Raw genomic sequence first — 23,695 nt, 5'->3', positions numbered from 1 at the left:
TTAGAGCAGGCAATGGCCGACGCCGGCGCGTCCCGTTCCTTTGCATACTGCCCATCGCAACAAGGAAAAAAGACAAGCCGATGGCCGAATCCAAGATGGCGGTGTATGGCGCGATGGCCGCCAACGTGGCGATCGCGGTGACCAAGTTCATCGCCGCCGGCGTGACCGGCAGTTCCTCGATGCTGTCCGAAGGCATCCACTCGCTGGTCGACACGGGCAACGGCTGCCTGCTATTGGTGGGCATGGTCCGCAGCAAGCGTCCGCCCACGCGCGAGCATCCCTACGGGCACGGCAAGGAGCTCTATTTCTGGACCCTGATGGTCGGCGTGCTGATCTTCGGTGCGGGTGGCGGCATCTCGATCTACGAGGGCATCCTGCACGTGCGCCACCCGGCGCCGCTGGAGGACGCGACCTGGAACTACGCGGTGCTGGCGTGTGCCGCACTGTTCGAGGGCGCCAGCTTCGCGATCGGCTGGCGGCAGTTCACGGCCGACCGCAAGGGCAAGCCGATCCTGGCCGCCTTGCAGGCCAGCAAGGATCCCTCGCTCCTGAGCGTGCTGGCCGAGGACTCGGCGGCGCTGGCCGGGCTGTTGATCGCTGGCATCGGCGTGTTCCTCAGCCACTTCTTCAAGGAGCCGGCCATCGATGGCATCGCTTCGATCGTGATCGGCGCCTTGCTCGCAGGCGTTGCCGTCGTGCTGATCCACCAGTCGCGCGGACTGCTGGTGGGCGAAGGCATTTCAGCCACCACGGCGACCCGCATCCGCGCGCTCGCACAAGCGGAGTCCGCCGTCACCGAGGTCGGTCCCATCCTCTCGATGTACATCGGTCCCGACGAAGCCCTGGTCACGCTGTCGGTCCAGGTCGATCCGCTGCTGCCCAGCGGCGAAGTCGCGCACGCGGTGCAGCGCATCGAGTCGGAGATCCGCGCCCTGTTTCCGCCGATCCGCCGCGTCTACATCGAGATCGGGCCGCCCGGGCAGCACCCGGCGCGAAACCCGGCGCTGGGGCCGCACGGCTGACACAGCACAATGGAGTCACCACGTGGGGAGACAACATTGACTGCGCGCACAACGGGCGGCTGGTATTTCGGCTGGAACATCGTCGCCGTCGCGGCCTTCATGACGCTGTTGTCCAGCGGCATGCGCCTGAGCTTCGGCCCTTTCTTCCTGCCCATTTCACATGACCTCGGCTTCAGCCGCAGCCTGCTGGCCAGCATCGTCGCCGTCGGCATGCTGGCTTATGGGCTGGCCATGCCGCTGGCTGGGCACCTGATCGCGCGGCATGGCACGCGGCTCGTGCTGCTCACCGGCATGGTGCTGGTGCTCGGCGCCGTGCTGTGGGCGGTCAATGCGAGCGGGCCGCTGTCTTTCCTGCTGTCGTTCGGGCTGATGCTGTCGGTGGGCCTGGCCTTCACCAGCCCGGTGGCGCTCACGCCCGTGATCAGCCAGTGGTTCACGCGGCGGCGCGGCATGGCCCTGTTCTATCTGTCGACCGGATCGATGGCCGGCATGGCGATCATGACCCCGGTGCTGACCTATGCGATCCAGAGTGCCGGCTGGCGCGCCACGCTGCTCGGGTTCGCGGCCATCTTCACCGCCTTCACGCTGCCCACGGCGCTCCTGGTGATCAGCGACCAGGCGCCGGAGCACACGGACCTCGCGCCCGAGGAATACGCGGCCCATCGCGCCAGCGCGCAGGTTGCGCCGCAAAGCCTGCGGCTGCGCGATGCGATGCGCACGGCGCCTTTCTGGAAGATCTTCTTCGGCCTGTTCGCCTGCGGCTTCAGCATGAACCTGCTGGGCACCCACGGCATGCCCATGCTGATGGACCACGGCTTCGATGCCTTCACCAGCGCCTCGGGGATCGGCCTGATCGGAGTCGTGGCGATTGTCGGGACGCTGGTGTTGGGTCGCTTTGCGGACCGGCTGCCGCGACGCAACATCCTGGCCGCCATCTACTTCGTGCGCGGACTGGGATTCTTCGCGCTGGTACTGGTGGGCGCGCATTGGGAGCTCTACACCACGGCCGCCATCGGTGGCCTGGTCTGGGCCGGGAGCATCGCGCTGTCCTCGGCGATCCTGGCCGACGTGTACGGCGTGCGGCTGGTCGGCCTGCTCTATGGCATGGCCTACCTGGGACACCAGATCGGCGGCACCCTCAGTTCCTGGCTGGGAGGCTGGGGCTACGAGCACTTCGGAACGCACTGGGTGGCGTTCGGCTCTTCGGGGCTGCTGCTGATCGCGGCAGCGGTCGTCGCGCTGCAGTTGCCGCGCAGGGGCTTCACGCTGATGGCGCCAGCGGCCGTTCCCAGCCACTGACGCCGGTGACGCTTCAGCTGGCCTGCTTCAGGCCCGTGAACACGATGGTCTGGCGCGCCGGGGTGTTGCGCGACACCGAGTAGAGCTGCTTGCCGCCATTGCGCAGGAACACCACGCCCGTGAAGGTCAGGTTCGGCAGCGCACAAGGGGGGCCGCTGAACACCACCGAGAGGTCGAACACATCGCCGTCCGTGCGCGGCGTCACGTTGCCGGTGATGGCACATCCGTTGATGCTGCTCGTCACCCCGCCGTTGGCGTCGATGTTGAAGGTCGCCGGCCGGATGCCCAGCGCGAAGCCGGCCTCGCCGGTGTAGCTGCCGGCCACGCGCGCCAGGGTGGGCGTCTGCTCGAAATCGCTTTCGTAGTTGGCGTGGAAGCTCACCGGCGCCTGGTTGGGCACCGTGGCCGTGCCGGCGAGCAGGAAGCGGGGAACGACCTGCGCCGTGAAGGTGCCGTTGGTGGGGCCCGCGCCCTCGACGCTGAAGGACAGCAGGTCGCTCGAGTTGAGCGTGTCGCCCGAGACCGTGGCCGTGCCCTGCACGCCGCCGCCGATGGTGGCACCGGCGCCGGCACCGGAATACACCGCGAAATAGCGGCCGTCGCTCAGTGTCACCGCGCTGACTTCACGCTGCGTGTCGGCCGTGCCGTGCCACAGGCCGGCCGCGCTCTGCGCCGTCAACTCGTCGCCGCCGCCCCCCCCGCAGGCCGACAGCATCGCTGCCAAGCCCAATGCCGTCGTTGCGGCCGCAATCCTCTTAAGCTGCACGGAATTCCCTCGGTCGTTGTAAGCAATCCGATTATGGGGGGACCCCTTGTGCACGCGAAGGGGACCGTGGGCCGGCTGCAACGGAATGGCGATGACAGGGCCCGCTTGCCGCGCCGACGGTGCATCCGCACACTCGCGCCATGGCATCCACTGCGCCCCGCCGCGTTCTGCCGGTGATCGTGCTCTCGCAGTTCGCCGGCACCTCGCTCTGGTTTGCCGTCAACGCGGTGCTGCCCGACCTGCAGCAGTCCTGGGCCTTGCCAGCCGCGGCGCTGGCGACCGTGACCAGCGCCGTGCAGCTCGGCTTCGTGGCCGGCACGCTGGTGTTTGCCCTGCTGATGCTGGCCGATCGCTTTCCGCCCACCCGCGTGTTCTGCATCTGTGCCCTGCTCGGTGCGCTGTGCAATGCAGCGACGATCTTCCTGCACGGGCAATTCCACCTGCTCGTGGCCTTGCGCCTCGTCGTGGGCTTCCTGCTCGCGGGCATCTATCCGGTGGGCATGAAGATCGCGGCCAGCTGGTACCGAGAAGGGCTGGGGGCCGCGCTGGGTGTGCTGGTCGGCGCGCTGGTGCTGGGAACGGCGCTGCCCCACGGCTTGCGGGCGATGGCGGGCGGCACGATGGCAGCCGGGGCTGCGGCCGGCACGCTGATGCCCTGGCAGCAGGTCGTGCTGGCCGTGTCCGCCCTCGCCGCGCTGGGTGGCTTGGCGACTGCCTGGCTGGTGCCGGAACAACGTGGCCCGGCCGGCCAGCGCGTCACTCCGCGCGCGCTGGCGGCGATCTGGTCCGAGCGCAAGCTGCGCGCTTCGGTCTTCGGCTACTTCGGCCACATGTGGGAGCTGTATGCCTTCTATGCGCTCGTGCCGCTGATCGTGGCCACGCACTGGAGCGGCGCGGACCTGAGCACCGTCGCCTTCTGGAGCATCGCCGCCGGCGTGGCGGGCTGCGTGGCGGGCGGGCTGCTGGCCGGGCGCTTCGGCAGCGCCCGCATCGCGCAATGGCAGCTTGCGGCCAGCGGCGCCTGCTGCCTGCTGGCGCCCCTGCTGCTGCACGCGCCCACGTTCTGGTTCCTCGCGTGGCTGCTGGTGTGGGGCACCACGGTGGTCGGCGACTCGCCGCAGTTCTCGACGCTGACGGCCCGCAACGCGCCCGCGGCCATCGTCGGCAGCGTGCTCACCTGCACCAACTGCATCGGCTTCGCGATTTCGGTGGTGAGCATCGAGCTGTTCGTGCGCGCCAGCACGGTCTGGCCGCTGGGCTCGGTGCTGCCCTTCCTGGCGATCGGTCCGCTGCTGGGCCTGTTTGCATTGCGGCCGCTGCTGCGCGCCGCGTAGCGACTATCAACCGCGCTTCCTGGCCTTGTCGAACTTCGGCCAGAAGCCAAATACCTCTTCGTGCAGCTCGATGTCGAGTTCGTCGACGCGCGAGCGCAGGCGCTCCTGCGCGTCGCTGATGGCCTGGTTGTAGACCAGCGGACCGATCTCCTCGAGGAAGAAACCCAGCAGCCCGCCGGCCGCCACATTGCCGATCGGCTCGTCCATGTGCTCGCGGAAGTAGCGCTCGATGGAAGCGATGGCCCGCTGGCGCGCGTCTTTCGGGATCTCGATCATGCGGGGATTCTGCATCCGGGTCGCCGGCCGAGCGACGTGCGCCGCGCCTCAGTCGGTGACTTCGCGCGCGACGGGCACCAGCTGCGGCGCCAGCCGCTTCAGCAGCTCGGCGAGGTCCGCCTGCTGCTCGCCCGACCATTGGGCGAACAGCTCCTCGAGGTGGGCCTGCCGCGCCTGCACGATGCGCTTGACGCTGGCGCAGCCCGCCTCCGTCAGTTCCCACGTGCCGGAGGTCTCGCGCAGCACCAGCCCCCGCCTGGCCAGGTCCGCCGCCGCGCCTTCGAGCTCGCCCGTGGAGAAGGGCGACAGCGGCACGAGTTGCGGCAACTGCGCATGCGGCGCCTCGTTCAGGCGCAGCAGCAACCAGGCCGAGGCGGGCGCCAGCGACACGCCGGCACGCTGCACCACCAGGCCGATGTGCTGGCGGCGCAGGTCCTGGTCCATCACGGCGGCCAGGCCCCGGATCAACTCGTCGTCGGGTGTCGGTGCGCGCGGCATCGCCATGGCCTGGCTCACTTCTTCGCCCACATCGGCACTCGATGCCGCCAGCGTGTCGCGCAAGCGGCTTTGCGGCAGCAGCCAGCTCAGGCCGAAGCCCGCCAGCGAGACGATTGCCGCCACGCGGAACACGGTGGCCATCGCCTGCGCGAACACGCCGGCATAGGCGGCCCGCGCCTCAGCGGGCATTTGCGCCACCGCCTGAAGATTGGGAATATGCGCATCGCCAGGCAAGCCATGCGCGACCGCGGCGACGAACACCGCACCCAAGGCGGCCGTGCCCACCGCACCGCCGATCGAGCGGAACAGGGTACTGCCCGCGGTGGCCACTCCCAGGTCGCGGTAGTCGACCGCGTTCTGCACCGCGATCACCAGCACCTGCATCACCAGGCCGATGCCCATGCCAAGCAGCAAGGCCATCGCCAGGATGAAGACCAGGCTGCTTTCCGCGCGCACCGTCGACAGTGCGAACAGGGCCACCGTCATCAGCGCAGTTCCGGCGATCGGAAACGGGCGATAACGACCGGTGCGGCTGATGATCTGCCCCGAGGCAATGGACGACAGCAGCATGCCCGCCATCAACGGCAGCATCTGCAGGCCGGCCGCCGTCGGCGTCTCGCCGCGCGCCACCTGCAGGAAGATGGGGATGTAGGTGACCGAGCCGAACATCGCGAAGCCGACCACCAGGCCGACGCCCGCGGCGACCAGGAACGCGCGCTGCCGGAACAAGCGCAGCGGCAGGATGGGCTCGGGCGCACGCTGCTCCACCAACGGAAAGGCCAGCAGCGCCAATGCGCCCGCAACCGCCAATGCGATCAGCCACGGCGAGTTCCACGCGCCGGCGCTGCCGCCCACGTCGGTGACCAGCACGATCGCGGCGAGCCCCACGGCCAGCAGCAGCGCACCGGCGTAGTCGATGCGCGGCTTCGAGCGGCGCGAGGCCGCCGGCAGCGTCGCGGCAATCAGCGCCAGGGCCACCGCGCCCAGCGGCAGGTTGATGTAGAAGATCCAGCGCCAGGACAGATGCGTGGCGAAGTAGCCGCCGATCACCGGCCCGGCCGCACTGGAGAGGCCGAACACCGCGCCGAACAGGCCCTGGTAGCGGCCGCGTTCGCGGGGCGGCAGGATGTCGGCGATGACGGCCATCGCGGTCACCATCAGGCCGCCGCCCCCCAGGCCCTGCAGCGCGCGGAAGGCGACCAGCTGCGTCATGTTGCGGCTCAGCCCGCACAGCGCCGAGCCCACCAGGAAGATCACCACGGCCACCTGCAGCATGCGCTTGCGGCCATACAGGTCGCCGAGCTTGCCGTAGACCGGCGTGGCCACGGTCTGTGCCAGCAGGTAGGCGGTGACCACCCACGACAGCCGCTCGAGGCCACCGAGTTCGCCGACGATCACGGGCAGCGCCGTGCCCACGATGGTCTGGTCCAGCGAGGCCAGCAGCAGCGAGATCAAGAGGCCGCTGATGGCCACCAGGACGCTGCGCGGCGTAAGCGGGACGCGACCCTCCTGAGGGTCGGCGACCGGGGCGGCAAGGGGGTCCTGCAGGGCTGGCTTCGGGTCTCGCGCGTTCACGGCCCCACCTTAGCTAAGCCGTGAGAGCGCGGAGTAGGACGGCTTCGGGAAATCGGCGCGAGAAAGCAGCCCATATGATTGCCCGTCGCGTCCGGCGCGGACACGCAGGCCCACGCGTGCCCGTCCGGCCAGGCACCGCAAGGACACACAGAATGCTTCTCTCGATCGCCGCGATCGGCATCGGCGCCGCCCTGGGCGCCCTGCTGCGCTGGCTGCTGGCACTGCAATTGAACGCCCTGTTCCCGTCGCTGCCGCTCGGCACGCTGGCGGCGAACCTGGTCGGCGGTTTCCTGATCGGGGTGGCCGTCGCGTTCTTCGCGGGCCGGCCCGACCTGCCGCCGCAGTGGCGGCTGCTGATCATCACCGGCTTTCTCGGCGGACTGACCACGTTCTCCACCTTCTCGGCCGAAGTGGTGTCGCACCTGGCCGCGGGCCGGCTGGGATGGGCGGCTGGGATCATCGCCATCCACGTGAGCGGCAGCGTCGCCATGACGCTGCTCGGCATCGGCGCCGTGAACCTCGCGCGTTCGAGTGCGCTGGCGGGAGCGTGAAGCGCTGAGGCTCAGTGCGGCGGCTGGATCTCGGTGACGACGAGGTTGCCGCCGCCCTGGTCGATGGCCTTGAAGCGGATCTTGTCGCCCGCCTTCACCTGGTCGACCAGGGCGGGATTGGAGACGCCGAACACCATCGTCATGGGCGGCATGTCCAGGTTCTTGATCTCGCCATGGCGGATGGTGAGCTTCCTGCCCTCCTTGTCCACCTTGCGCACTTCGCCATCGGCGAAGACCGCTGCCGGCTTGGCGCTGACGGCGGCGGTCGCCGTGGCCTGCTGCGCGAAGGCGGGGGAGAAACAGGCCGCGCCAAGGGCGAGGGCTAAGAGGGGGAGGAAGGTGCGTTGTTTCATGGCTGTGCTCGACAGATTCTAAGCACGGCTCGCACCGCAGCGGAAGCGGGATGTCGAGCAGTCACCCCCTCTGGACGTAGGCGCGCCAGCCGCCGTGGCCGGTGATGTCCTGCGCGCCCGCAGTCGCCAGCGGCTCGCAGACGAAACCCTGCACCGCCTGGCCGTCCGCCAGGGAAAGCGTCGCGATGCCCAGCGGCGGCGGAATCAATGCGACGAAGGAGCCGTACTCCTGCACCGGCATTTCCCACACTTCGACCAGGATCGGCGCGCCGCTGCCGGGCGCCACCCGCAGCAGCCCGGGCTTGGGCGGCGTGGTGCCAGGCAGCGCGAACAGGCGGTAGTCGGGCGCCGTCTGCGTCACCCGCAACAGGCGCGCACCGCGCTCGGTGAGCTGCCCGTTCAGTGGCATGCCGGAAAGGTGCGCGCCCACCACGGCTACCTGTACTACGCCGGCCGAGGCGATGCCCGGGATGGCGACGGGCGCCGGCAGCGCCCGGCCGGTCGCGCCTTGGGTGAGGCCCGTGGCATGGTGATAGCGCTGGCCCAGTTCGGCCAGTTGCCAGTCGCTGCCGCAGGGGCCGATCAGGGTCACGCCGAAGGGCAGGCCGTCCGGGCGCAGGCTGCTCGGAACCGAGAGCGCCGCGTAATCGAGCAGGTTGACGAAGTTCGTATAGGCGCCCAGGTTGCGGTTCAAGGCAATCGGGTCCTGGCGCATCTGCGCGATCGTGTAGTGCGTGGGCGCGGTGGGCACCAGCATCAAGTCGATGCCTTCCCACACGGGGCGCGCGAGCTGGCCCAGCGCCCGCAGTTTCGCCTGCGCCTCGACCAGGTCGGACGCGCTGTAGCTGCGGCCGCTGGCGATGATGCCGCGCACCGGCTCGATCACCTCGTCTTCGTGCGTTTCGAAGAAGGCGCGCACCGCCGCATGCCGCTCGGCGACCAGCGCGCTGCCATAGAGAAGATCCGCGGCGCGAGCGAACGGTGCGTAGTCGAAGTTCACCGCGGTGCCGCCCAGGTCGGTCAGACGCCGGATCGCCTGCTCGAAGCCGGCACGCGCCAGTTCGTCGCCGAAGAATTCGGGCTGCGCCGGAATTCCGAAGCTGAAGGCCGGCGGGAAGGGGCGGCTGGCCAGCGCGAGGGGACGCCCGTAGGGATCCTCCGCGTCGTACCCGGCAGTCTGCGCCAGCACCTGCGCCGCGAGTCCCACGGTGCGCGCGAAGATCGACACGCAATCAGCGCTCTGCGCTGCCGGCACCACCCCGCGCGCGCTGACCAGGCCCCGCGAGGGCTTGAGGCCGACGATGTTGTTCAGCCCGGCCGGCACGCGGCCGGAGCCCGCGGTGTCGGTGCCCAGCGAGAAATCCACCTGCCCGGTCGCCACGACGTAGGCCGACCCGGAGCTGGAGCCACCGCTCACATAGCGCGCATCGAAGGCATTGGGCACCGCGCCGTAGGGCGAGCGGGTGCCATTGAGGCCGCAGGCGAACTGGTCGAGGTTGGTCTTGCCCGCGAGCTGTGCGCCCGCGGCCAGCAGCTTGTCGATCACGGTGGCATGCCGCGTGGCCGTATAGGCAAAGGCCGGGCAGCCCGCGGTGGTCGGCACGCCGGCGACATCGATGTTGTCCTTGGCCGCGAACGCCAGGGCGGCAAGCGGGCCGCTGCCGGTGCCTGCAATCGGCCGCACCAGGCGCGTGATCCACGCGGCCTCGGGCGTGCCGTCGGCGTCCGGAGCGGGAATCGGGATGTCTTGGTTCATGGGAGGCTGCTTTGCAATCGGTGTGCCACGCAGGGTCCAGCTGAGTTGGCATGCCAACTGCTTCAGCAGCTTGCTTTCATCACCGCAAAGAAACTGCCATGCAAACCTACCATCGCTATCTCCTCGCCTCTTGCGCGCTGCTCGCTTGCGGCGTCACCTTCGCCCAGGCCACCTCGCCCGAGCCGGAGTACCAGATCACCTTCAATGCCGGTGTGGTCTCGGACTACCGCGTGCGCGGCATCGCCCAGACCTCGTTCAAGCCCGCCCTGCAGGTGGGCGCGGACTTCGTGCACAAGAGCGGCTTCTATGCCGGCACCTTCGCCTCCAACGTGCGCTGGGTGAAGGACTTCAACGGGGCCACCAAGGGCTCCGTGGAAGTCGACCTGTACGGCGGCTACAAGGGCCAGATCTCGCCCGACCTCTCGTACGACCTCGGCCTGATCACCTATCAGTACCCGGGCAACAACTCCGGCGATGCGGGCACACCGGGCGCTGGCGCGTTCTCGAACGCCTCGACCACCGAGGCGTACGGTGCGCTCACGTACAAGATGTTCACCCTCAAGTACAACCGCAGCCTCGGCAACTTCCTGGGCAACCTGAACAGCCATGGCAGCCAGTACTTCGACCTGAGCGCCGGCTTCGACCTGACCCACGGCTTCACGCTGACGCCGCACGTGGGCCACCAGCTGATTCCCAACCAGTCGCTGCCCGCCAACTACACCGACTACTCGCTCACGCTGGCCAAGGACATGGGCAATGGGCTGGTGCTCACGGCCGCGGCGATCGGCACCAACGCCAAGCGCAGCTTCTACACGGACCTGAACGGGCGCTACCTCGGCCGCGACACGCTCATGGTCGGTGCGAAGTACACCTTCTGATTCCGCCGCGATGCACCGGCACGGCGCCGCACGCACGCTTGTGGCGCACCACCGCCCCAAGCGTGGGCGCAGCGCCAAGGCGTCGCCGCGCAACGCGCGGGCCGCCACTGGCACCGGAGTTGCTAGTTAGTGCATGAGAGGCGACGTGCCCTGGGTACGCGTCGATGACAGCTAGGGTTCCGGAAGCGGCACGCGCCGCTTCGCCTGGTCCGAGAGCGGTCGGCCACAGCGATGTGGTTCCACGGCGGGACAAAAGCCCGGGAGACTGATGGTGATGCGTCGCCGTCGTCTCTCGTGGCCTCTTCCCACACAACGCCGACCGCCGATGACCATGTCCACCAGTTTCGCGACCCTCACTCCGCTGGCCCGCGCCGCGGTGCCCGACACCTCCACCCGTTTTTCGCCGGAACGCATCCTGTGGCAGGAGACCCTGCCCGGCGGCGCGCACTGGTCGGGCCTGCTTCGCCGCGGCAACACGTTGCGCCTGACGGACCTGGAAGGCCGCGCCAACGTCTCCGCCCTCTTCTACAACCAGGAGGAGAAGAGCGAGCGCTACAACATGCCCGACACGCTGAAGGCGCAACACACCGCCTTCCTCACGCGCGGCTGCGTCCTCTACTCCGACATGGGTCGCATCCTCTGCTCGATCCCGGAGGACACCTGCGGCTGGCACGACCCGCTGTGCGGCGCGCTCGACGCGCCCACCATGGAGAGCAAGTACGGCGTCGCGCGCTACCAGGAACATCGCAACGCGATGCACCGCGCCGGCACCGATGGCCTGCTGATCGAGTTGCAGAAGTGGGGCCTGGGCCGGCGCGACATGGTGGCCAACGTCAACTTCTTCAGCAGGGCGGTGAGCGACGCCCAGGGGCTCCTGCGCCTCGACAGCGGCCACCGCAGCGCGGGGCAGTACGTGGACCTGCGCTGCGAGATGAACGTGCTGGTCGTGCTGTCGGCAGCGCCGCACCCCCTGGATCAGTCGCCGCAGTACGCGCCTGGCCCCGTGGAGATGACCGTGTGGCGCTCGGGCACGGCGGGCGCCGACGATCCCTGCCGCCTGCGCTGCCCGGAAAACGAGCGCGGCTTCATCAACACGGACCGCTTTTTCCTCTGAGGACCCGCCATGAACCTGCAAACGAGCACCCTCGATCCGGCCCGGGCCATCCTCGATCACACCATCCCGGCGGGCGAGCCGTGGCTGCGGCGCCTCGCGCGCGGCCAGGTCCTGCGCATCGTCGACCTCGAAGGCAACCAGGCGGTCGACACCGTGTTCTTCCATGCCGAAGACCCGGCGGAGCACTACAGCCTGACGCACACCATCCAGGCGCAGGGCTCGCTGTATCTCGGCGTCGGCACCCGCATCATGTCGAGCGAAGGCCGGCCCATGCTGACCATCGTCGCCGACACCTGCGGCCGCCACGACACGCTGGGCGGGGCCTGCTCCTGCGAGAGCAACACGGTGCGCTACGCGCTCGAAAAGCGGCCCATGCACAGTTGCCGCGACAACTACATGGCCGCACTCGGTGCCGGCAACACCGGCCTGGGCAAGCGCCACGTCGCCTCCAACATCAACTTCTTCATGAACGTGCCGGTCACGCCCGAGGGCGGGCTGACCTTCGAGGACGGCATCTCCGCGCCCGGCAAGTACGTCGAACTGCGCGCGGAGATGGACGTCACCGTACTGATCTCCAACTGCCCGCAATTGAACAACCCCTGCAACGCGTACAACCCGACGCCGGTGCGCTGCCTCGTGTGGGAGGCCACATGACCATGTTCCGCAAGGTCCTGGTGGCCAATCGCGGCGCGATCGCCTGCCGCATCTTCCGCACCCTCAAGCGCATGGGCGTGGGCACGGTCGCGGTGTACTCGCAAGCCGATGCCGATTCGGCCCACGTGAAGGTGGCCGACGAAGCGGTGTGCATCGGGCCGGCGCCGGTGGCCAGCAGCTACCTGGCGATGGATCGCATCATCGAGGCGGCGCTGGCCACCGGCGCGCAGGCCATCCACCCGGGATACGGCTTTCTCTCCGAGAACCCGAAGTTCGTGCAGGCCTGCGAGGCCGCCGGCCTGGTCTTTCTCGGCCCGACGCCGCAACAGATGCGCGTCTTCGGCCTGAAGCACACGGCGCGGGCGCTGGCCACCGAGAGCGGCGTGCCGCTGCTGCCCGGCACGGGCCTGCTGCCCGACCTGGAGACCGCGCTGGTGGAGGCCGATCGCATCGGCTATCCGGTGATGCTCAAAAGCAGCGCCGGCGGCGGCGGCATCGGCATGCAGATGTGCAGCGCCGCCGAGGAACTGCGCGCCGCTTTCGAATCGGTGCGGCGGCTTGCGCAATCGAACTTCTCGGACGCGGGCGTCTTCCTGGAACGCTACATCGCCGATGCCCGGCACATCGAGGTGCAGATCTTCGGCGACGGCCAGGGCGGCGTGCTGGCCGTGGGCGAGCGTGACTGCTCGCTGCAGCGGCGCAACCAGAAGGTGGTGGAAGAAACACCGGCGCCGCACCTGCGCGAAGACGTGCGCCAGGCGTTGCTGGAGACGGCGCGACGGCTCGCCCGCACGGCTTCCTACCGCTCCGCCGGCACCGTCGAATATGTGGTGGACGCCAGGACGCAGGAGTTCTTCTTCCTGGAAGTGAATGCGCGGCTGCAGGTGGAGCATGGCGTGACCGAGGCGGTCACCGGCATCGACCTGGTGGAGTGGATGGTGCGGCTCGGAGCCGGCGAGATGCCGCCGCTGGCAGACATCGCGCTGACTGCCACGGGCCATGCGATCCAGGTGCGCCTCTATGCAGAGGATCCGGCCCGCGGCTTCCAGCCTTCGACCGGGCTCCTGACGCAGGCAACTTTTCCGCAGGACCTGCGGGTCGACACCTGGGTGGCGGCCGGCACCGAAGTCACGGCGTACTACGACCCGATGCTGGCCAAGCTCATCGTGCATGCCGACACCCGCGAGCAGGCCCTGGAAAAACTGCGCGTTGCGCTGGCGCAGACCCGCATCGCCGGCCTCGAATCGAATCTCGACTACCTGCGTGCGGTGACCGACTTCGCGCCCTTTGCCGAGGGCCGCCACACCACCCGCAGTCTGGCCAGCTTCACGGCACCCAGCAGCTCGATCGAAGTGCTGGCCCCCGGCGTGCAGACGACCGTGCAGGACTGGCCGGGCCGCCTTGGCTACTGGCAGGTGGGCGTGCCGCCCTCGGGGCCGATGGATGCGCAGGCCCTGCGGCTGGCCAACCGCATGCTGGGCAATGCCGAGGGCGATGCGGCCCTGGAGATCACGGTGGCGGGCCCCACGCTGCGCTTTCGCAGTGCGACGCGCGTCGTCGTCACCGGGGCACCGATGGACCTGCAGCTCGAAGGCAAGCCGGTCGCGATGAACACGGTGCTCGAAGTCGCCGCGGGACAGAACCTGCGCGTGGGCCGTCTCACCGATGGCGGCTGCCGCGCCTACCTGGCGGTGGTGGGCGGCTTCGATGTCCCCGACTACCTGGGCAGCGGCTCGACTTTCACGCTCGGCCAGTTCGGCGGGCATGGCGGCCGTGTCCTGCGCGCCGGCGACGTGCTGCATGTCGGCGCTCCGCGCGCCCTGCCCACGATCGCAGCGGCCGCGGCCGAACAGGCCACGCCGGCTTTCGACAAGCACTGGAAGATCGGCGTCCTGGTGGGCCCGCACGCCGCGCCCGACTTCTTCACCGACGCGGACATCGCCACCTTCTTCGCCACCGACTGGCAGGTGCACTACAACTCCAGCCGCACCGGCGTGCGCCTGGTCGGACCGAAGCCGACCTGGGCGCGCACCGATGGCGGCGAAGCCGGCCTGCACCCGTCGAACATCCACGACAACGCGTATGCGATCGGCGCCATCGACTTCACGGGCGACATGCCGGTCATCCTCGGTCCGGACGGCCCCAGCCTCGGCGGCTTCGTCTGCCCCGCGACCGTGGTGCAGGCCGAACTCTGGAAGGTGGGCCAGCTCGCCCCCGGCCACACCGTGCGCTTCGTGCCGCTGACGCAGGCCGAGGCGGAGCGCAGTCTGCAAGCGCAGAACGCGCTGCTCGCACTGCCCGCAGTGCAGGCGGACCGAAGTGCCGCGCTCTTCCAGGTGCCCGAAGGCGCGCTGCTGCACCGCTCGCCCGCTGCCGAGGGCGGCGTGGAGATCGTTTACCGGCGCGCTGGCGATGCCAACGTGCTGATCGAGTTCGGCGAGCTCAAGCTCGATTTCGAACTGCGCTTCCTGGTCCACGCCTTGATGACGAAGCTGCAAGGCTGGCGCGACGAGGGGCGCCTGGATGGGGTCGTCGACCTCACGCCCGGCATCCGCTCGCTGCAGGTGCACTACGACCCGCTGCGCTTGCCACTCGCCGCGCTGATGGACCTGCTGTTGCAGGCGCAAGAGGGCCTGATGATGGAGGACATCGAGGTGCCAAGCCGCACGGTGTCGCTGCCGCTCTCGTGGGACGATCCGGCCACCAAGCTGGCGATCGAGAAGTACATGCAGTCGGTGCGCGCCGATGCGCCCTGGTGCCCGAGCAACATCGAGTTCATCCGGCGCATCAACGGCCTGCCCGACCTCCAGGCGGTCTACGACACGGTGTTCAACGCGGAATACGTGGTGCTCGGACTCGGCGACGTGTACCTCGGCGCGCCGGTGGCCACGCCGCTGGATCCGCGCCACCGCCTGGTCACCACCAAGTACAACCCGGCGCGCACGTGGACGCCGGAGAACGCGGTGGGGATCGGTGGCGCCTATCTGTGCGTATATGGCATGGAAGGCCCGGGCGGCTATCAGTTCGTCGGCCTCACGGTGCAGATGTGGAACCGCTGGCACCTCACGCGCGAGTTCACGGCGGGCAAGCCCTGGCTGCTGCGCTTCTTCGATCGCATCCGCTTCTATCCGGTCGGCGCCGACGATCTGCTGCAGCTGCGCGCCGACTTCCTGACCGGACGGGCCTCGCTGCGCATCGAGGACGGGAGCTTCCGGCTCTCGGACTACCGCCGCTTCCTGCAGGAGAACTCAGCCTCCATCGTGGAATTCAAGCAGAAACAGCAGGCGGCCTTCGAGGACGAGCGCGAGCGCTGGCGCGCGGCCGGCATCGGCGACACCGGCTTGTCGGCCGCGGACACCGCCGAGGCGGACGAGGAGATGCCGCAAGCCTTCGAGGGCGAGGTCGTCTCGTCGCAGGTGGCGGGCGGCGTCTGGTCGGTGCGGGTGGCGGTGGGCGAGCAGGTGACTGCGGGCCAGACGCTCGTGGTGGTGGAATCGATGAAGATGGAGGTGAGCGTGCTGGCGCCGAGCTCCGGGCGCATCGAGCGACTGCTGTGCGCGGAAGGCCAGGCGATCGATGCGGGGCAGCCGCTGGTGGTGCTGGCTTAGGGGGTGCGGATGGATTGCGGGTCAAGCCCGCAATGACATGGCAAGTGGATGTCATCCCGGGCGGCCCCAGGGGACGTCACCCCGGGCCCCAGGGGATGTCATCCGGGGCCCCAGGGTGATGTCATTGCGGGCCCTAGAGGATGTCATTGCGGGCTTGACCCGCAATCCATGCGGCGCCCGATCAAGCGCCGCGTGGATCCCGCGTCAAACCCGGGATGACATCCTCTCTGGACCCCGGATCTCACGCTTGCCGCAGCTTCTTCACCGGGACCTGGATCGGCGGAATCACCGCGGCATGCAGTTGCAGCCGGCCACCGATGACGCCGCGGCGAGTGATCATCGAGTCGGCGATCTCCTGCAGGCGGCCCGCGCGGCCCTGCACGATCACCACCTCCAGCACCTGGTTGTGCGTCAGGTGCACGTGCAGCGAGCTGATCACCTCGGCGATGTGCTCGTACTGCAGGTCCGCGAGCTTCGCCTGCAGGCCGGGAATGGAGCGGTCGTAATGCAAGGTGATGGTGCCGGCCATCACCTCGTCGCCCAGCTCGCGCTTGGATTCGATCACCTGCGCGTTCACCAGGTCCGCCACCGCCTGCGAGCGGCTGCCGTAGCCGCGCCGCACGACCAGCCGGTCGAGGTCTTCCAGCAGCGGGCCGGGCAGCGAGACGCTGACGCGGCTCACGCCGCCCTGCGCATCGGCCGCTGCTTCGTCGCGGGCGCTCATGGCCTCAGAACATGTAGCTGTAGCGATCGATTTCCCACTTGCTGACGGACAGGTGGTAAGCCTCCCACTCTTCCGTCTTGTAGCGGATGAACTCGTCGCGCAGTTCCTTGCCCAGCGCCTGCTCCACCAGCGGGTCGGCGGCAAAGGCGGCCACGGCCTCCTGCAACGTCTGCGGCAGGAAGGCGATGCCGCGGGCCTGGCGCTCCTCGTCGCTGATCGCGTAGAGGTTGTCCTCGTTCGGCTTGCCGGGGTCGAGCTTGTTGCGGATGCCGTCCAGGCCGGCGGCCAGCACCAGCGTGGCTGCCAGGTAAGGATTCACCGCGCCGTCGGCGTTGCGCGACTCGCAGCGGCCGCCGCCCGCGGGAATGCGGACCGAGTTGGTGCGGTTGTTCGAGCCCCACGAGTTGAAGACCGGTGCCCACGAAAAGTAGCTCATGGCGCCACGACGCACCAGCCGCTTGTAGCTGTTGACCGTAGGCGCGAACACCGCGCACAGCGCGCGTCCCTGCTTCAGGATGCCGGCGACGAACTGGTAGCCGAGGTGGGTGAGGCCGATGCCGTTCGGGTCCTCCTGCGGCGCGCAGGCGAACAGGTTGCGCCCGTCCTTCAGGTCATACAGCGACATGTTGAAGTGCGCGCCGTTGCCGGTCTTGTCGGCGAAGGGCTTGGGCATCATGGTCGCCAGCAGGCCCATCTCGCGGGCGTAGTGCTTGGCCATGAAGCGGAAGAAGGTGAGGCGGTCGCACGAGGTCACCGCGTCGGCGTACTGGAAGTCGAACTCGAACTGGCCGTTGGCATCCTCGTGGTCGAAGGAGTACAGGTCCCAGCCCAGGCCGTTGATGGCCGTCGCCATCTTGTCCAGCCACTCGAAGCTGTTGGTGAAGCCACGCACGTCGTAGCAGGACTTGCCCAGCTTGTCCTCGGCATCCGGCACCGACAGGGCGCCGCCTTGATCCTGCTTCAACAGGAAGACCTCGCACTCGATGCCCAGGTTCATGCCGTAGCCGAGGCTGGCGGCGTCCTTCAGCTGGTTCTGCAGCGCCACGCGCGTGTTCAGCGGGTAGGGCTTGCCCTTGAAGTGATTGTCCGAAGGGATCCACGCGATCTTCGGCTCCCACGGCAGCTGGATGGTGCGGCTGAAGTCCGGCACCGAGGTGAGCTCGTCGTCGTTGGGCGCCTGGCCGAGACCGTCGACCGCATAGCCGGTGTAGCGCTCCGAGCCTTCGGCCATGTGCAGCATGTGCGCGATCGGCACCACCTTGGCCTTGGGGACGCCGTGGATGTCCACGTACGCGCCGATGCAGTACTTCACTCCCTTGCCCTCCAGGTCCTTCTGCAGGCGGCGGAGGTCTTCGACTTTGTTCATGCGTACATCTCTTTTGGTTGCTGGTTCAGTGGGGATGCGCGGCCCGGGGGTCGCGGCTGAAATACGAGGCGGCTAGCGGCGGCTGCTCGAGGCAGCCGCGCCGGACCAGTTCGGTCAGGTCGGTGACCATCCAGTCCAGGAAGCGCGCGCCTTTGGCCGCGGTGGCCTGGCTCGGTGCGCCGGTGACGCCGTTGCTGCTGGTGCGGTTGACGGGATGGGCGAAGACGCAGCCGCCGGTACGGTCCGGGTCGTCCGCATCCTTGACCTTGTCGGCGCGCAGAAGCGCGGGCGCCATCGCCATCATCAGAGAGGTCTCGGCGTCGTTCGCGTGCCAGTCGGCGGCGTCGGCCGCGTGGAAATCGCGCACGCGCTCGGTGAGGGTCGCGGTGTTCAGCACGGCCACCATCAGGTCGTCGAACTTCGCGCGCAGCATCTCGAGCGCGCAGCGCAGGGGCGCCGCATTGGTGACGTGGCCGTTGACGATGAAAAGGCGCCGCACGCCCGAGCGATACGCCCACTCCCCGATCTGCTGCACGAACTCGATCAGCAGCACCGGGGTGACGGCGATGGTGCCCGGCCAGCGGTGGCTGTGACCGAGCGAGCAGCCATAGGGCAGCGTCGGCAGCATGGGCACGCCAGTAGCTTCGGCCACGCGTGCGCACAGTTGCTGCGCGATCACGGAATCGACGCCGCACCCCAGGTGCGGCCCGTGCTGCTCGGTGGCCCCCACGGGCAGCAGGGCGGCGTGGCCGCAGTTCGCCAGCACGGCGGGGATCTCATCCCAGGTAAGTTCGGACCATTGCATGCGCGGCCTCACTCGATGTTGTCGGCCACGTTGGTGAACCGGATCATCGGCGTGTTCACCAGGCCGGCCTCGTCTTCGGAGGACTCCGCCTGCGGGTGGATCAACTGCTCCAGCCGCGCCTTGGTCGCCTGGAATTCGACGCTGCCGGATTGCCCGGGCGAGCGCGGACGCGGCACCGGCACCTCGATCACTTCCTGCACCTCGCCCGGATGCGGCTTGAGCACCAGGATGCGGTCGGCCAGGTGGATCGCCTCGTCGAGGTCGTGCGTGATGAACAGGACCGTGAGATCGATGTTGCGCCAGATGTCCAGCAGGTGCGTCTGCATCTTCGAGCGCGTCTGCGCATCCAGCGCGCCGAAGGGCTCGTCCATCAGCAGGATGCGGGGCTGGTTGACCAGCGCCCGCGCGATCGCGACGCGCTGCCGCATCCCGCCGGAGAGCTGGTGCGGATAGGCATCGGCGAATTTCGTCAGGCCCACCAGTTCCAGCCACTCGCGCGCATGACTCTCGGCGATGGCGTGCGAGCTGCCGCCGATCTGCGGGCCGAACATCACGTTGCGCTTGACCGTCAGCCAGGGAAACAGCGAATAGCCCTGGAACACCATGCCGCGGTCCGGCCCCGGGCCCTGCACGGGCTTGCCATCGAGCAGTACCTGTCCGCCGCTGGCCTTCTCGAGCCCGGCCAGGATGCGGATCAGCGTGGACTTGCCGCAGCCCGAAGGCCCGATCACGCACACGAACTCGCGCCGGTGCACCTGGAAGTCGATGCCGCGCAGCGCCTCGGTCTCGCCCTGCGCGCCGGCAAAGCGCTTGCCCAGGTCCTTGACCTCGAGGATCACTTCGCGCTGGTAGATGCGTTCGAAGCGCGCCGCCACCTCGGGCGACTGCTGCTTGTACAGCGCGGGAAGGGTGTTCATGCTGGACATCATTCAGTCCTTCCTGCCGGAGCGATCCCAGGGAAACAGCCGGCGTCCCAGGCGCTCGAGCAGGAGGTCGCTGCCGAATCCGATCACGCCGATGATCACGATCGCGGCGTAGACGTTCTCGAAATGCTGGTAGCGCGCCTGCTGCGTGATGAAGAAGGTGATGCCGCTGCTGGTGCCAATGAGTTCGGCCACGATCAGGTAGGTCCAGGCCCAGCCAAGCAGGATTCGCTGGTCGCGGTACAGGTCCGGCAGGATGCCGGGCAGCACCACTTTCGTGATCACCCTCAGGCCGCGGGCGCCTAGCGTGCGACCGGCTTCCACCAGCGTGGCTTCGAGCTTGCGCGTGGTGTTGGCCACGATCAGCACCTGCTGGAAGAAAGTGCCGATGACGATGATCGCCACCTTGGGACCGTCGTAGATCCCGAGCACCGCCACCGCCAGCGCGCCGAACGCGGGCGCGGGCAGGTAGCGGAAGAACTCGATGAAAGGCTCGCTCAGTCTGCCGAGCGCCGCGAAGGTGCCGGCGAAGATCCCGAGAGGCACGCCGACGATCGAGGAGATCACGAAGCCCCAGAAGATGATCTGGATGCTGTGCCAGAGACTCTGGTGCAGCCAGGGCGCGTCCTTGGACTCGGGCGGCGTGGTGAATGCGGTGTAGAGCGCCTTCGCCACTTCGTGCGGCGCCGGCAGGTAGATCGGGTTGGCCGGCACGCCGGAGGGCAGCGGCTTGCCTTCGGCCTTCATGTCCGCGAACTCGCGCTGGAAATCCGCGCGGTCGACCAGCATGCCGGGCTGGAAGTAGTCGACGCCGCCGGGCGCCTGCACCTTCATCTTCGGGTGCCACACGAAAGGCGCGTAACTCACCAGGCACCACAGCACGATGGGCAGCACGAAGGATGCGAGCGACAACAGTGTCCCCGGCCGGCGGCGCAGCGCGGCCAGCGCATCGGCAATCTTGGTCATGAAAGCTCCCGGCGGCGGCGCGCGGCCGCCACCTCGTTACGCCTGGTTCAGTGCGCGGCCTTGAGCGCGGCGCCGGTCAGCGAGGGATCGATGTAGGTGTCGACCTTCTGGCTGAAGGAGTACACCTTGTTGTACCAGTTGAAGGTATTCGCGATCTCGGTCGATCCGTACAGCGACTTGTAGTCGCTGCCCTTCTGGTAGGCCTTGGCGCCCTCTTCCAGCGTCAGCAGCCGCGTGCCTTTCAGCAGCGGCAGATATTCCGCGGGCGTGACGCCGGAACGCGCAGCCATGATCCGCACTGCATCGCCTTGCGTCTTCGGATCGTTGATGTAGCTGACGACCCGGTCCCACAGCTTCACCACCTTCAGCCAGTCGGCGCGGTGCGCGTTCAGGCTGGCGGGATTCACGGCCAGCACGTCGTAGATCAGGCCGGGTTCATCGGCGGAGGTGTAGATCGGCTTGGCGCCGGGCGAGCCCTTCATGGCCTCGTTCGCTACCGGCTGCCAGGCGCCGACCGCGACGATGTCCTTGCTGGCCAGCACCTGCGGCATCTCGTTGGTCTTGGCGTTGACGATGGTGATGTCGCCGGCCTGCATGCCCAGCTTCTTCATGCCGGCGCGCAGCAGCAGGTGCTCCACCAGGCCGGTCTCCACGGCAACCTTCTTGCCCTTGAGGTCGGCCAGGGTCTTGATCCCGGGCTTGGCAATGATCATGTCGTTGCCGTTGGAGTAGTCGGTGATCATCACCATCACGCTCTTGCCGCCACCGGCGCCGGTGACCAGCGCATCGCCGTTGGTCATCAGGACCGCGTCGGTCTTGCCGGCGGTGAACGCGTCCATGGAGGCCGAGTAGTCGAACCATTCGAACTTGACGTCGACGCCCGCTTCCTTGAACCAGTTCTTCTCGATCGCCACCTGCCACGCCACCCAACCCGGCCAATCGCTGTACCCGATCTTCAGCGGCTCCGCCGCCTGCGCACCCAGCGAGGCGCCGACTGCCGCCACCGAAATGGCGAGTTGGGAAAAGAGGCGCAGCGCGCTGCGCCTGGTCGTGTCGAATGCCATGGCAAGTTCCTTTTCGGTATTACGGATCGTCGAAAAATTACTACTGGCCTCGTTTAGCAGGTTGCATGCCAAGGATTTCACGGCAGGGAAGTGCGTGTTTCGCGGGAAGGGCGGGGCGGAGATGCAAAGCGGGGAGTGGTGCGCCCCGCTTCGGTGCTGGGCGCACCAAGGGCGAGCTGAGATGGGCGCAGCTGAGCTGCGCGTTCGCGCGCGGCGAGACGGGCAGGGCGGACAGTGGCGGCAGTGAGGCCAATCGCGCGCAGCCGTGCCGATCTGTGTGAGACGCACCTGAAGGGGCCGCAGCAGCCGCACCAGATGACAAGCAAAGGGCTGTGGTCGGCGTCAACTATCTTGGCCGGCGTGTTGCCTCACGAAGGAATGTTACGCGTCGGATCGTTGTCGTTCCGGCTCCTTCGTTTACCCCTTCAGTGGTCGAAGGCTGTGGGCATGTGGGCGAAGGCGGCGGCGGTGGGCAACGCAGCCGCGCGGCGGCGCGTTGTCCACGGTCGCCGCCGGTGCGCCGCAGGCGCATCGTCCACATGTCCATAGCCTGCCGGGCCCGTAGCGCCCGGCCCCCTCGGCCGCGTAGTTGTTCCGTTGCTGTTTCACACTTCGGCCGCCACGACGACCGGCTTGAGCAGCCGGCCGAGGATCATTTCTTGCGCACGCTCGGCGCGCCAAGCCTTGACTCGGCGTTGCAAGGTTCGCAGTTGCGCTTTGCTGGCGTACACGTCCGGAACCATCGCCGCCAACCGCTCCATCAACGCCTTGGCCGACGCGCTGGGCTCGGCTATCAACCAACCTTCGACGACTGGCCACGCATCAGCGAACGGATCCACCCGAGTCTTCCACCAATGCTTGGCGGCGGGCTGCTTGCGATGCGTTGGGCGCGCCTCGCCGTCCTTCCATGCCGAAGACAGGCTCTTGAGGAAGACATCGACGCCAGGAGTTTTCGTCGGTGGTTCATCCCCTCGCACGCCGTGGGTCGCCAAGTCGCACAGCGTCTGCTGCGCAAGGCGGATCTCTTGCAGCAGTCGCACAGGATCGAGGCCATTGAACTGCGTCCTCACCTTCTCTTTGATTGCCGGATCGATCCCACTGTGTGCCAGAAGCCGATCGCAAGGCGTCGCCGGCGTGAAGTAGACCTTGTGAACGCGGGCGCCATCGCGTGTCTTGGACTTCAGTTTGAACGAGGGCTGGAAGAAGTTGATGTACAGGCGCGATGACGCGTACAACGTCGCCAAGGCGTTCGTCGCATCGATCCCACTCAGGCGCCCATAGCCGACCAGCCGCCGCACGATGGCGCCGTTCTTCTGCTCGACCCAGGCTTGGTCATTCTTCTTGTAGGCCCGCGATCGCGTCTGCTCGAGGCCATGCCCCTTGCAATAGTCGAAGACGCTCTGGCTCATGAAGGCGCTGTCGTTGTCCGAGTCGACTCCGAGCATGGCGAATGGCAGAACGGTCGCTACCTTGTCGAATGCTTCGACAATCAGCATCTGCTCGCGCACTCGCATTGCCACGCATTCGGTCCAGCCGCTGGCAATGTCGGTCATCGTGAGGGTGTGGACGAAATCACCGCCGGCCTTCACGCCGCCGCAGTGTTCGACCATGTCGATCTCGAAGAATCCCGGCGGCGGATCGCGCCAGTCGGCGAAGGTACGCACCGGGATGCTGCGTCGGATCGCCGTGCCCACGCCCTTGCGGCGCTTGCGCTGGCCGTCGATGTGCAAACGCGCAGCTGCCAGTACCCGATCGATCGTAGCCGCGCTGACCTGCAAGACCTTGGTCCGGATCACCGGGTCAAGATCGAGATGCCTGTGCCGCTCCATGGCATCGACCAGCATGGGGATCAGCGCCTTCAGGCGCTTGCCGCAAACCCGATCGGCCGCTTCCCACAGCACGGTCAGCGCCTGGCGAACCGCCTCGTCGTAGAGGCGGTTGCGGGTGTGCGCCGCCTTCGCTGTGGCGACGTCCTCGCGCAGAACTCGGATCGCGTGCTTGCGGTGGTAGCCGGTCACGGCCACGAATTCATCGAGGATCTTGATTCGGTCACCGAACGCCGCGCTGCGATACCGCTCCCGCAGCGCCTGGACCAGTTCCTTGCGTGTCGTCATGCTGATTTGCCTCGTCACGTTGTGCCGCCCCCGCCGGACAATCCGACGG

At 68.1% G+C, this 23,695-nt stretch carries 20 protein-coding genes and 1 riboswitch; of the genes, 8 read left to right on the top strand and 12 right to left on the bottom strand.

Going from position 1 to position 23,695, the window contains the following annotated elements; all coding sequences use genetic code 11:
• Window positions 1–80: 80 nt before the first annotated feature.
• Together JWP60_RS21940 and JWP60_RS21935 are read left to right on the top strand one after the other, a co-directional pair.
• Window positions 81–1,022, top strand: coding sequence for a cation diffusion facilitator family transporter (locus JWP60_RS21940; protein ID WP_299796063.1), 942 nt, complete (start codon window positions 81–83; stop codon window positions 1,020–1,022).
• A gap of 36 nt (window positions 1,023–1,058) precedes the next feature.
• The gene (locus JWP60_RS21935) at window positions 1,059–2,321 is read left to right on the top strand and encodes an MFS transporter (RefSeq protein ID WP_299796059.1); all 1,263 of its coding nucleotides are present in this window, start codon (window positions 1,059–1,061) and stop codon (window positions 2,319–2,321) included.
• Window positions 2,322–2,334: 13 nt separating this feature from the next.
• Here JWP60_RS21935 and JWP60_RS21930 read toward each other — a convergent pair whose 3' ends face one another.
• Window positions 2,335–3,087: a hypothetical protein gene (locus JWP60_RS21930; RefSeq protein WP_299796056.1), complete on the bottom strand. Its 753-nt coding sequence runs from the start codon at window positions 3,085–3,087 to the stop codon at window positions 2,335–2,337.
• 140 nt (window positions 3,088–3,227) lie between these two features.
• Between JWP60_RS21930 and JWP60_RS21925 the strand changes: the two genes are divergently transcribed.
• Entirely contained in the window at window positions 3,228–4,421 is a 1,194-nt protein-coding gene (locus tag JWP60_RS21925) for an MFS transporter (RefSeq protein ID WP_299796053.1), read from the top strand.
• A 6-nt stretch (window positions 4,422–4,427) separates the two neighbouring features.
• Here JWP60_RS21925 and JWP60_RS21920 read toward each other — a convergent pair whose 3' ends face one another.
• Window positions 4,428–4,697 carry a DUF2164 domain-containing protein gene (locus JWP60_RS21920; protein ID WP_299796050.1) on the bottom strand — a complete coding sequence of 90 codons (270 nt, stop codon included), beginning with the start codon at window positions 4,695–4,697 and terminating at the stop codon, window positions 4,428–4,430.
• A 48-nt stretch (window positions 4,698–4,745) separates the two neighbouring features.
• Complete coding sequence (locus JWP60_RS21915; protein ID WP_299796047.1) at window positions 4,746–6,770, bottom strand: MDR family MFS transporter; 2,025 nt, start codon at window positions 6,768–6,770, stop codon at window positions 4,746–4,748.
• Window positions 6,771–6,922: 152 nt separating this feature from the next.
• On the opposite strand from JWP60_RS21915, the gene crcB reads away from it, so the two are divergent.
• Entirely contained in the window at window positions 6,923–7,321 is a 399-nt protein-coding gene (gene crcB / locus JWP60_RS21910) for a fluoride efflux transporter CrcB (protein WP_299796044.1), read from the top strand.
• A gap of 11 nt (window positions 7,322–7,332) precedes the next feature.
• On the opposite strand, the gene JWP60_RS21905 is transcribed toward crcB, so the two are convergent.
• Entirely contained in the window at window positions 7,333–7,674 is a 342-nt protein-coding gene (locus JWP60_RS21905) for a copper-binding protein (RefSeq protein ID WP_299796041.1), read from the bottom strand.
• Window positions 7,675–7,735: 61 nt separating this feature from the next.
• The gene (atzF, locus tag JWP60_RS21900; protein WP_299796038.1) at window positions 7,736–9,430 is read right to left on the bottom strand and encodes an allophanate hydrolase; all 1,695 of its coding nucleotides are present in this window, start codon (window positions 9,428–9,430) and stop codon (window positions 7,736–7,738) included.
• Between the two features lie 98 nt (window positions 9,431–9,528).
• Here atzF and JWP60_RS21895 point away from each other — a divergent pair, with 98 nt between their 5' ends.
• The 4 genes from JWP60_RS21895 to uca all read left to right on the top strand — a co-directional run bounded on the left by JWP60_RS21895 (window position 9,529) and on the right by uca (window position 15,684).
• On the top strand, window positions 9,529–10,308 hold the full coding sequence (locus JWP60_RS21895; protein ID WP_299796035.1) for a TorF family putative porin: 780 nt from the start codon (window positions 9,529–9,531) through the stop codon (window positions 10,306–10,308).
• Window positions 10,309–10,468: 160 nt separating this feature from the next.
• Window positions 10,469–10,574: riboswitch (guanidine-I (ykkC/yxkD leader) on the top strand.
• A 65-nt stretch (window positions 10,575–10,639) separates the two neighbouring features.
• Window positions 10,640–11,422 (top strand): urea amidolyase associated protein UAAP1, encoded by a 783-nt coding sequence (locus tag JWP60_RS21890; RefSeq protein WP_299796032.1) that lies wholly within the window; start codon window positions 10,640–10,642, stop codon window positions 11,420–11,422.
• A gap of 9 nt (window positions 11,423–11,431) precedes the next feature.
• On the top strand, window positions 11,432–12,076 hold the full coding sequence (locus JWP60_RS21885) for an urea amidolyase associated protein UAAP2 (RefSeq protein WP_299796029.1): 645 nt from the start codon (window positions 11,432–11,434) through the stop codon (window positions 12,074–12,076).
• A gap of 2 nt (window positions 12,077–12,078) precedes the next feature.
• Window positions 12,079–15,684 (top strand): urea carboxylase, encoded by a 3,606-nt coding sequence (gene uca, locus JWP60_RS21880; protein ID WP_299796069.1) that lies wholly within the window; start codon window positions 12,079–12,081, stop codon window positions 15,682–15,684.
• Between the two features lie 241 nt (window positions 15,685–15,925).
• Here the strand turns inward: uca and nikR are convergent, their stop codons facing one another.
• The 7 genes from nikR to JWP60_RS21845 form a co-directional block, all read right to left on the bottom strand.
• Complete coding sequence (gene nikR / locus JWP60_RS21875) at window positions 15,926–16,408, bottom strand: nickel-responsive transcriptional regulator NikR (RefSeq protein WP_299796026.1); 483 nt, start codon at window positions 16,406–16,408, stop codon at window positions 15,926–15,928.
• 4 nt (window positions 16,409–16,412) lie between these two features.
• Window positions 16,413–17,774 carry a type III glutamate--ammonia ligase gene (gene glnT, locus JWP60_RS21870; RefSeq protein ID WP_299796023.1) on the bottom strand — a complete coding sequence of 454 codons (1,362 nt, stop codon included), beginning with the start codon at window positions 17,772–17,774 and terminating at the stop codon, window positions 16,413–16,415.
• Window positions 17,775–17,799: 25 nt separating this feature from the next.
• The gene (locus tag JWP60_RS21865; protein ID WP_299796020.1) at window positions 17,800–18,579 is read right to left on the bottom strand and encodes a creatininase family protein; all 780 of its coding nucleotides are present in this window, start codon (window positions 18,577–18,579) and stop codon (window positions 17,800–17,802) included.
• Between the two features lie 8 nt (window positions 18,580–18,587).
• A complete protein-coding gene (locus JWP60_RS21860; protein WP_299796066.1) occupies window positions 18,588–19,505 on the bottom strand; it encodes an ABC transporter ATP-binding protein in 918 nt (305 codons plus the stop codon).
• Between the two features lie 3 nt (window positions 19,506–19,508).
• Entirely contained in the window at window positions 19,509–20,468 is a 960-nt protein-coding gene (locus tag JWP60_RS21855; protein ID WP_299796017.1) for an ABC transporter permease, read from the bottom strand.
• 47 nt (window positions 20,469–20,515) lie between these two features.
• Window positions 20,516–21,532 (bottom strand): ABC transporter substrate-binding protein, encoded by a 1,017-nt coding sequence (locus tag JWP60_RS21850; RefSeq protein WP_299796015.1) that lies wholly within the window; start codon window positions 21,530–21,532, stop codon window positions 20,516–20,518.
• 605 nt (window positions 21,533–22,137) lie between these two features.
• Window positions 22,138–23,646: a transposase family protein gene (locus JWP60_RS21845; RefSeq protein ID WP_299796012.1), complete on the bottom strand. Its 1,509-nt coding sequence runs from the start codon at window positions 23,644–23,646 to the stop codon at window positions 22,138–22,140.
• Between the last annotated feature and the right edge of the window lie 49 nt (window positions 23,647–23,695).

This window comes from Ramlibacter sp. (assembly GCF_028291745.1).
GTDB lineage: Bacteria > Pseudomonadota > Gammaproteobacteria > Burkholderiales > Burkholderiaceae_C > Ramlibacter.
The sequence above is the reverse complement of the archived record's forward strand: the minus strand, read 5'-3'. Positions and strand labels throughout refer to the sequence as shown.